Raw genomic sequence first — 7,531 nt, forward strand, 5'->3', positions numbered from 1 at the left:
CGAGCCGTTTCATCCGCGCGCTGCGCTAACAGTGAACGATCTCGCTGTGCGGCCTGTGCGGCCTGTGTGGCCGCCGGGAGCGGCGGTCTCGCGGTTACCGGCCGATAGGGTCAGGACTGGATCCCGCGACGGGCGCGGTGACATCGCCACACATCTGGCGAGAAAAGTACCCGGCGGGCCGGACCAGACTGCGATGGGAACAACGGATCGATGACTACGACCCAGTCGACCACCGGCGAGCTACCGATCCCGGTGGCGGGGGCCGCCACCTCGGGCGGGCGGCAGCGCACGGCCATGCGCACACATGTGTGCGGTGATCTGCGATCGGATCACGTTGACCAGACCGTGACGGTGTGTGGCTGGGTGGCGCATCGCCGTCAGCACGGCCAGTCGCTGACCTTCGTCGACCTGCGTGACCATTCCGGGATCATTCAGGCGGTCGTCGACGGCTCGGTCGACGTCCGGACCGAGTACGTATTGCGGATCACCGGTACCGTCGCCGTCCGCCCGGAGGGGACCGCGAACCCCGCCTTGGCCACGGGCGAGGTCGAACTACGCGACTGCGAGGTGCAGGTGCTCTCGGTCGCGACACCGCCGCCGTTCCCGCTGGACGATCGAGCCGACTCCGTCGATGAGGCCACTCGTCTCGCCTACCGCTATCTCGATCTGCGCCGTGACCGGATGCAGCGCAACCTGCGGATCCGCTCGGCGGTTCTTGCGGCGATGCGCTCGGCGCTTGCCCGGCTGGACTTCGTCGAGGTCGAGACGCCGCTGCTGATGCCCTCGACCCCGGAGGGAGCGCGGGAGTTCATCGTTCCGTCGCGCCAGTTCCCAGGCAGTTTTTACGCCCTCCCGCAGTCACCCCAGCTTTTCAAGCAGCTGCTCATGGTGGGTGGGACGGATCGCTATTTCCAGTTCGCCCGGTGTCTGCGCGACGAGGACCTACGGGCCGATCGGCAGTACGAGTTCACCCAGCTCGACCTCGAGATGAGCTTCGTGGACCAGGACGACGTGCTCGACGTGACGTCGGCGGCGGTTTTGGCCGCGGCTCGGGCGGTGACCGGCGGCCTCGTGCCGCCGATCGAGCGGATGTCCTGGCACGAGGCGATGAACCGCTTCGGGGTCGACAAGCCGGACCTGCGGTTCGGCATGGAACTCGTAGAGCTGACCGCGGTCTTCGCGGGTAGCGGTTTCAAGGCGTTCGCCGGGGCCGAGGCCGTCAGGGGAATCCGCGTACCCGGCGGGTCGGCCTCGCACAACCGGCGCAAGCTCGACGATCTCACCGCGCGGGCGAAGGGACTGGGCGCGAAGGGCCTGGTCTGGATGCGGGTCGGTCCCGGCGGCGAACTGGAGTCCCCGGTGGCGAAGTTCCTCTCCGCCGAGGAACTCGCCGGCATCGTCGCGGCAACCGCGGCGGTGGCGGGAGACCTTCTTCTCCTGGTCGCCGACGAGTGGGCGACCACCTGCGAGGTACTCGGCCAGCTTCGCAACGATCTGGGCCGCCCACCGGCCGGCGAAGGCCCGTTGCGGTTCGTGTGGGTCGTCGACTTCCCGCTGTTCGTCGGGGTGGACCCTGGCACCGGACGGCCGAAGCCGGGGCATCACCCCTTCACCCGTCCGCACCCCGACGATGTGGACAAGCTGGAGACCGATCCGCTCGCGGTGCGTAGCCGGGCGTACGATCTGGTGCTCAACGGCTGGGAACTCGGATCCGGTTCGATCCGGATCCATGAGAGCGATCTCCAGCAGCGCATCTTCGGGATCCTCGGAATCTCGCCGGCGGAGGCGAAGGCTCGATTCGGCTTCTTCCTCACCCCTTTCGGCTACGGGGCGCCACCGCACGGCGGATTCGCGGTGGGGATCGACCGGTTGGTGGCGATCCTCGCCGGTGAGGAGAACATCCGGGAGGTCATCGCCTTTCCCAAGACCCAGTCGGGACTCGACCCGTTGACGGGCGCCCCGACGCCCGTGACCGATCGTCAGCTGCGTGAGCTGGGGGTGCGGGTGGTCACGGCACCGGGACAGGGACCGGGACAGGGACCGGGACAGGGACCGGGACCGGTAGCCGTCTGAGTGCGTCGGGCCTGGCCGATGAGCGGTGAGGTGGTCGGGGCCGGGCATTGCCGCGACCAGGCCTTTGGCCAGCTTCCCCGGTGGGGTGGTGGGGTAGGAACGGGCCGAATGGGGTAGTCACCTTCTGCTGCCCGTGAGCCGAGCCGGTGGGTGACGGCTGTCTGGTGCTGTTACCGACCCCGAGCTGTTACCGACCCCGAGACCCGATCCCAGGAGGCCAGGTGCAGATCCCTTTCTCGTCGTCGTCGAGCACCAGTCTCGGCATCGAATGGGAGCTGCAGCTCGTCGACCAGCAATCGCGCGAACTTCGCGGCGAGGCCAGCGGGATTCTTCACGAGCTGCGGGCGAAGGTCGGGGAGCGCGAGGCGGCCAAGGCCAAGCACGAGCTGTTCGAGTCGACCATCGAGGTCATCACCGGGGTCTGCGACTCGGTGGAGGAAGCGACCGCGGACCTGTCTGGAACCGTCTCGCTGCTGCGCGATCTGGCGGAACGGCGCGGGATCGGGCTGATGTGCAGCGGCACGCACCCGGCCAGTAACTATATGGGGCAGCGCATCACCGAGGATCATCGCTATTTCCGGTTGGTCAGCCAGATGCAGTGGTTGGCCCGGCGGCTGCTCATCTTCGGCGTCCACGTACATGTCGGAGTGCGGTCTGCGGACAAGGCCATGCCGATCGTGAACGCTCTGATGGCCTATGTCCCACATTTTCTCGCCTTGTCGGCGTCGTCGCCCTACTGGCTGGGCGGAGACACCGGGCTGGCCTCATCGCGATCACAGGTCTTCGCGAGCCTGCCCACCGCGGGACTGCCGTACCCGTTGGAGGACTGGCCGGGTTTCGAGTCGTTCATGGAGACACTGATTGTCTCCGGCACCATCGAGACGATCCGCGAGGTCTGGTGGGACATCCGTCCACATCCCAACTTCGGCACCGTGGAACTGCGGGTCTGCGATGGTCTGCCGTCCCTGATGGAGGTGGGGGCGGTTGCGGCTCTCGCGCAGTGCCTGGTTGACCGCATGAACACCCAGATCGATCGTGGGTATCGCCTCCCGACCCCGCAACGATGGCTCGTGCAGGAGAACAAGTGGCGGGCGGCCCGGTACGGTCTGGACGCGCAGATCATCGTCGATGGTCGGGGCGGTATCCGGCCGGTCCGGGATGACATCACCGATCTCGTGGAGGATCTGCTTCCGGTCGCCCACCGTCTCGGTTGTTCATCCGAGCTCTCCGACACGCTGACTATCCTGCGGACGGGCGCGAGCTATATCCGGCAGCGGGACGCCGCCCGGCGGGCCGGTGGAGAGCTCACCCGGGTCGTCGATACCCTTCTCGAAGAGATGAACACCGGCCGTCCGGTAGTCGACGGCTAGACACGCCGGCGAATACCCCGAACCGCCTGCGTTCAGGGCCCGCGTGGCGTGTGCAGGGAGGAGCCCGGCCGGCAGATGAAGGTTGACGAGACCGCGGCGGTCGCCGGGTGGGTGGCCGCGCACGAATCCGAGCTGATCGCGTTGCGTCGCGATCTCCACGCTCACCCGGAGTTCGGCCGGCAGGAGCACCGCACTGCCGAGCAGGTCGAGGCGCGGCTTCGGGCCGCGGGACTGTCGCCGCAGCGCCTGCCGGACCTTCCTGGCCTGTGGTGTGACATCGGTGCCGGCGTCGATCATGATCCAGGCGCTCCCGTGATCATGCTGCGGGCCGACATGGACGCTCTTCCGCTCTCGGATATCAAGGACGTGCCGTACCGCTCCACCGTTCCGGGTGTGGCTCACGCCTGCGGACATGACGTACACACGACCGTGGCGCTCGGCGCCGGACTCGCACTTGCCGAGGTCGCACGCGTGTCCACGCTGCCCGGGACCGTGCGCCTGGTGTTCCAGCCCGCGGAGGAGCTCATGCCGGGCGGCGCGTTGGACATCATCGACGCGGGCGTGCTGAAGCCGGTGACCACGGCGATCGCGGTGCACTGCGATCCGGCGCTCGACCTGGGCATGATCGGTCTGCGGACGGGTCCGATCACCTCTGCCGCCGATGCCGTCGAAATCACGCTGGCCGGGCCCGGCGGTCACACCTCCCGGCCACAGAACACAGTCGACCTGGTGTACGCGCTCGTCCGCCTTGCGGCCGATCTCCCTGCCGCGTTGGGGCGACTAGTCGATCCCAGGTCGGCGCTCTCCCTGGTCTGGGGTCAGGTGCAGGCGGGAACCGTTGCCAACGCCATCCCTCGTACCGGTCAGCTTCGAGGCACGGTCCGCACCCTGTCCCGGGAGACCTGGGAGAGCGTGCCGGCGCTGGTCACTCAGGTTGCCGAGCAGCTCATCGCACCGTACGGAGCACAGATCGTGGTCGACTACCGCCGTGGAGTGCCGCCCGTGGTGAACAGCGTGGATGTCGTCGAGGTCCTTCGGACCGTCGTCGACCGCGTGTTTGGTCATGGGGCCTCCACCATGGTGGCGCAATCGCTTGGTGGCGAGGACTTCGGTTGGTATCTGAACCACGTGCCGGGGGCCTTGGCCCGATTGGGCACTCGGACACCCGGCGGCCACACCTACGACCTTCACCAGGGCAGCTTCGACGTGGACGAGAGGGCGATCGGTGTGGGCGTGAAGCTGCTTGCCGGCGCGGCTCTCGATCTGCTGACCCATACGCCCCCGGCGCCGTGACGCTACGTCCGCCTCTGTCCGGATCCGCGGCCGCGCCTCATGGTGTGATGCGTCACGCTGCCGTGATGCGTCATGCGGTCGGTCGCGAACGGAGTTCGGCCACGTAATCGGCGGGTGCCCCGGCCTTCTCCGCGGAATCGGCGATCATCTCGAGGTACCGGCGCGACGGGAGTCCTCCCTCGTAGGCGTCGAGAACATAGGTCCAGGCGAGGGCCTCCCCATCAAGGGTGGAGACCCGCACCCGGATGCGGGTGTACAGGCCGGTGTCCGCGCCTTCCCAGACGTCGAGCCGTTCCAGGTCGTAACGGTCAAGGTCGTACAGAAGGACGTACGCGTGAGCGCCCGGAGCCTCGACGATGGTCGGCAAGGCTCCATCCCAACCGACGTTTTCACCGCCGAACGTGAGACGCCAGCCATTGATCCATCCAGTGCCGGTCACGGGCGAGTGCGGGGCCCGCTCCTTCATCTGCGCCGGGTCGAGGTTGCCGGCGTAAGCCGCGTACAAGGTCATTGTGATCTCTCGGAGGGTTACGGTGCGTGATTGTAACTGTAATTTCCGCTCATGAAAGGAGGAAGATGGCCCTACCTGACATCGCCGATGTCGGACTCCGTCTGCGATCCTACGGAGCCTCCCGCACCGGCAGGAGAGCGGCCGCGGCGGCGGGGCAAGATGATAAGGAAGCGATACCGGATCGGGAGGGCACGTGACTCGCATCGTCATTCTTGGTGGAGGGCCCGGAGGCTACGAGGCGGCTCTCGTCGGCGCCTCACTCGGCGCGACGGTCACCGTCATCGACTCGGAGGGGGTCGGTGGTGCCTGTGTGCTCACCGACTGCGTCCCCTCCAAAACCTTGATCGCAACTTCGGAGACCATGACGAACCTCGCTCTAGCTCCCGGTCTGGGTGTCCGCCCGCATAGTCTTGGCTCTGGGCCGGAACCGGCGTTGCCCCCCGTGGCCTGGGGGATCAGTACCGGCACGGACTCGGGCACCCGGCCGCTCACGCCCCCGGAGGTCGTCAATGTGGATGCGGAGCAGGTGTACGAACGGGTCCGTGATCTAGCCAAGGCCCAGTCCCTGGACATCGAGCGCCGGCTCGAGCGCGAGAAGGTCGATGTCGTGCACGCCTCTGGGCGTCTCGTCGGGCCGCACGCAGTCGAGACCAGCACCGGTGAAACCTTCGTCGGTGATGTGATTTTGATCGCGACCGGCGCCTCACCACGCGACCTCCCCACGGCCCGGCCAGATGGTGAGCGGATTCTCACCTGGCGCCACCTCTACGATCTCAAGGAGATACCCGAACATCTGGTCGTCGTCGGTTCTGGCGTCACCGGAGCCGAGTTCGCCAGCGCGTATCGGGCGCTTGGCGCCGAGGTCACGCTGGTTTCCTCGCGCGAACGCGTGCTGCCGGGGGAGGACCCGGATGCCGCCCGGGTCATCGAGGATGTGTTCGTGCGGCGTGGGATCGAGGTGCTCAACCGATCGAGGGCGGCGTCGGTACGGCGCATCGGGGACGGTGTGATCGTCGAGCTGACCGACGGCCGGACCGTTACGGGAAGCCACGCTCTGATGGCGGTTGGTTCGGTACCCCGCACCAAGGGCCTGGGACTGACTGACGTGGGGGTGCGGCTTGGGCCTGGTGGGCATGTGAACGTGGACCGGATGTCGCGGACCTCGGTGCCGGGTGTCTACGCGGCCGGTGACTGCACCGGAGTCCTCCCACTCGCATCGGTCGCCGCGATGCAGGGGCGTATCGCCATGTGGCACGCCCTCGGCGAGGCCGTCACACCCTTGCGGCTCGGGACGGTGTCGTCCAACATCTTCACCGAGCCGGAAATCGCCACCGTCGGAGTCACGCAGGTGATGAAGGACACCGGGGCAGTCGCAGCCGAGGTGACCACAGTTCCACTCTCGCGGAATCCGCGGGCGAAGATGATGGGTATTGAGGACGGCTTCGTGAAACTGTTCTGCCGTCCGGGGAGTGGAAGTGTGCTTGGCGGTGTCATTGTCGCGCCGCGTGCATCCGAACTCATCCTCTCCATCTCGCTCGCGGTCGAACACGGTCTGACCGTCGATCAAATCGCACATACGTTCTCGATCTACCCGTCGCTCTCCGGATCGATCACCGAGGCGGCTCGCGTCCTGCGTACGCGCGACTTCTTCGCGGGATTCGACAACCCAGAGTGAGCAGGGGCCCGGCAGGGCCGCGCGCGGCACCTCCTGCCATCTTGGGCTGCCGTGTTGGGCTGCCGTGTCGGGCCGCGGACGGCAGTCGCCGCTGCCGGGCGCTGCCCGCAGACGCAGACGAGTGGCGCGTGCACCGGCCCGTCCCGACTCTCATGACGAAGGTCGGCGCAGCGAGTACTGCCGACGCCTGCCTGTGGAGAAGGCTACGAGTTGTCCTCGTCCCCCTCGTCCTCATCGTCGCTCGTGGGGAAAATTGGAGGAAAGCCATGCTGTTCCAGCCGGCGGTTCCGGAAGAACCCGCTGGTGGCGAAGCCGAGCCCGATCCCAGAGATCAGAAGAAACGCGACGACGATGGCTCGGACTTCGAGCTCACCGGGCAGCAGAGCAAAGATCAGCGCGAAGGGCAACATCAGCAGGAAGGGCCGTGTCGCCTGGCGCAGCCTCCAGCCGGGGCCGGTGAGGTCATGCGAGACCCAGCCGTTGTAGGCCGGAGGAAGGGTCCCCCCAAGCAGGTAGTGCACTCGCCCGGTCAGCGGTGGTCGCTGAACGACCGGGCGGGCCACCGCCAGCTTCCGGTCCTGCAGCTTCCGGTCCTGGCCGCTCACCGTC

The 7,531-nt window shown here is 67.3% G+C and carries 6 protein-coding genes; 4 read left to right on the forward strand and 2 right to left on the reverse strand.

Translation table 11 applies throughout. From position 1 onward, the window contains the following. Positions 1–210 precede the first annotated feature (210 nt). The 3 genes from aspS to AC08ON_RS04950 all read left to right on the forward strand — a co-directional run bounded on the left by aspS (position 211) and on the right by AC08ON_RS04950 (position 4,736). The gene (gene aspS, locus AC08ON_RS04940; RefSeq protein WP_476606617.1) at positions 211–2,073 is read left to right on the forward strand and encodes an aspartate--tRNA ligase; all 1,863 of its coding nucleotides are present in this window, start codon (positions 211–213) and stop codon (positions 2,071–2,073) included. 221 nt (positions 2,074–2,294) lie between these two features. Then, entirely contained in the window at positions 2,295–3,443 is a 1,149-nt protein-coding gene (locus AC08ON_RS04945; RefSeq protein ID WP_476606616.1) for a glutamate--cysteine ligase, read from the forward strand. A gap of 75 nt (positions 3,444–3,518) precedes the next feature. After that, positions 3,519–4,736, forward strand: coding sequence for an amidohydrolase (locus tag AC08ON_RS04950; protein WP_476616532.1), 1,218 nt, complete (start codon positions 3,519–3,521; stop codon positions 4,734–4,736). A 70-nt stretch (positions 4,737–4,806) separates the two neighbouring features. On the opposite strand, the gene AC08ON_RS04955 is transcribed toward AC08ON_RS04950, so the two are convergent. Next, positions 4,807–5,247, reverse strand: coding sequence for a gamma-glutamylcyclotransferase family protein (locus AC08ON_RS04955; protein WP_011435148.1), 441 nt, complete (start codon positions 5,245–5,247; stop codon positions 4,807–4,809). A gap of 193 nt (positions 5,248–5,440) precedes the next feature. Between AC08ON_RS04955 and AC08ON_RS04960 the strand changes: the two genes are divergently transcribed. Then, on the forward strand, positions 5,441–6,922 hold the full coding sequence (locus AC08ON_RS04960; RefSeq protein WP_011435149.1) for an NAD(P)H-quinone dehydrogenase: 1,482 nt from the start codon (positions 5,441–5,443) through the stop codon (positions 6,920–6,922). Between the two features lie 203 nt (positions 6,923–7,125). Here the strand turns inward: AC08ON_RS04960 and AC08ON_RS04965 are convergent, their stop codons facing one another. Continuing rightward, a complete protein-coding gene (locus AC08ON_RS04965) occupies positions 7,126–7,527 on the reverse strand; it encodes a DUF5313 family protein (RefSeq protein WP_476616535.1) in 402 nt (133 codons plus the stop codon). Positions 7,528–7,531: the final 4 nt, after the last annotated feature.

This window comes from Frankia sp. CoWAU3 (genome assembly GCF_977971855.1).

Bases quoted from the DNA above. Each gene is read 5' to 3' on its own strand.
- aspS (WP_476606617.1), top strand. From the start codon at position 211: ATGACTACGACCCAGTCGACCACCGGCGAGCTACCGATCCCGGTGGCG.
- AC08ON_RS04955 (WP_011435148.1), bottom strand. From the start codon at position 5,247: ATGACCTTGTACGCGGCTTACGCCGGCAACCTCGACCCGGCGCAGATG.
- AC08ON_RS04950 (WP_476616532.1), top strand. From the start codon at position 3,519: ATGAAGGTTGACGAGACCGCGGCGGTCGCCGGGTGGGTGGCCGCGCAC.